The following is a 1,746-nucleotide window of genomic DNA, read 5'->3' as shown; positions in this document are numbered from 1 at the left end:
ACCCAGCTCCGGCCCGAAGGCATCCGCGGCCGTGGCGTGTAGCCCCAGCAGCGTGGCCAGGCTGGACAGCGAGCCCAGCAGGACGCCCGCGGCCAGCCCCAGCACCTGCGCCACCACCAGCCCCACCGCCGAGCAGCACAGCGCCGACAGCACCCAGCCGCGCTCCAGCGGCAGGCCCGCCATCAGCAGCGCGATGCCCAACACCTCCGTCACCACCGGCGCGGTGACGAGCAGCAGCAGCAGCATGCGCCGGACATAGACGGCCGTGGCCCGGTCTCCGCCCTCCGGCTGCTCGCGACACAACGTCCCCAGCCGGGCCCCTGGAACGCGGATGCCCGCGGCTCGCAGCCGGAAGTGCAGGTCCACCGGCCGGAATAGGAGCAACAGCAACAACTTCAGCAGCCCTGGAACCTGCTCCGGTGCATCCACGGAGCTCGGCCGTGTTCCCCCCTGTGCCAAGAAATCCCCCTTTTCTCGGGTTCTAGTCCTCCAGCCTACCCTTCCCTTGCCGGAGGATTTCAAGTGAATCGCCGATGAGTGAAATCACGGTCGACGGTTCATTGAGTGTCACACCCCCGTCAAGGATGAGGTCCAGGCCGTGGCCCAGCGCGTCCTTGATGTCCCTGGCGTCCGTGAGGGGCTCACCCTCCGTGTTGGTCGCGGAGGTCGTCACCAGGGGGCGGCCCAGGGCCCGGGCCAGCTCGCGGGCGAGCGACGCGTCAGGCACCCGGATGCCCACCTGCTTCTGCTTGGACATCATCAGGTCCGGCACCAGGCGCGTCGCTTCCAGGATGAAGGTGAACGCACCCGGAGTGAGGCCCTTCATGGTCCGGTACGCGAAGTTGCTCACGTGCGCGTAGCGGGCCACGTCCGACAGGTCGGGGCAGAGGAAGGACAGGGGCTTCTTCTTGTCGCGGCCCTTGAGCTGGTACAGCCGCTCGATGCCCTTCTTGGAGCTCAAGTCACAGCCGAGCCCGAAGTAGGTGTCCGTCGGGTAGGCCAGCAGGCCGCCGCGCTCCAGCACCTCCACCGCGCGTTGGATGTGGCGGGGTGAGGGGTGCTCCATGTCCACCTCGAGGATGGGTGCGGCCATGATGTCCTCCGTGCCTCCCGTGGCTGCTGCTGCTGAAGGTGTGGATGCCTGACAGCCTATGCCGTTCCCTGTGCGTCGTCCGCGCGGATCTCCCCGGAGGCCGCCAGGGCGCGCCGGGTGAGGACCGGCCCCACCAGCTCGTGGGCGGTGATCATGGCGATGATGAGCACCTCCACCTGGGGGCCAAACGACGGAAACGTCCTGGACACCAGGGCCGCCAGGCCAAACGTCACGCCGGCCTGGGAGATGAGCCCCATCCACAGGTAGCGCTTGAGGCGCGGGTCGTCCGCCGGGGCGAAGCGGCGGCAGGCGAACCAGATGGCCGTGCCTCGCAGCCCCACCAGCAGCAGCGCCGCCGGCCCCACCGTCACCAGGGAGTCCAGCTTCAGCCCGGCGCCCGCCGCGGCGAAGAAGAGCGCGAACACGGGCAGCCCCGCCTGCTGGATGGCGTTGTGGATGCGCTCGCCCGCGTGCTCGTCCAGGTTCGCGATGAGCGCCCCCGCCGCCAGCGACACCAGCAGCGGGGACAGGTGCAGGCGCGTGCCCCCTTCGGCCGCCGCGAAGCACAGGCCCACCAGGAACAGCGGCAGCTCCTGCTTCACGCCGCGCATGTAGATGAGCACGCCCACGGCCAGCACCAGGCCCACCACCAC

Annotated in this window: 2 protein-coding genes and 1 pseudogene; all 3 read right to left on the bottom strand. The window is 69.6% G+C overall.

The window, feature by feature from the left end; genetic code table 11:
- Positions 1-459 (bottom strand): annotated as a pseudogene (locus tag G4D87_RS37395) (hypothetical protein); the annotation flags it as partial.
- A 22-nt stretch (positions 460-481) separates the two neighbouring features.
- On the bottom strand, positions 482-1,093 hold the full coding sequence (locus tag G4D87_RS37390; protein WP_163787539.1) for an L-threonylcarbamoyladenylate synthase: 612 nt from the start codon (positions 1,091-1,093) through the stop codon (positions 482-484).
- Positions 1,094-1,149: 56 nt separating this feature from the next.
- The coding region (locus G4D87_RS37385) for a cation:proton antiporter domain-containing protein (RefSeq protein ID WP_205507881.1) at positions 1,150-1,746 on the bottom strand (597 nt) is incomplete at its 5' end.

The organism is Myxococcus vastator (assembly GCF_010894475.1).
Lineage (GTDB): Bacteria > Myxococcota > Myxococcia > Myxococcales > Myxococcaceae > Myxococcus > Myxococcus vastator.
The sequence above is the reverse complement of the archived record's forward strand: the minus strand, read 5'-3'. Positions and strand labels throughout refer to the sequence as shown.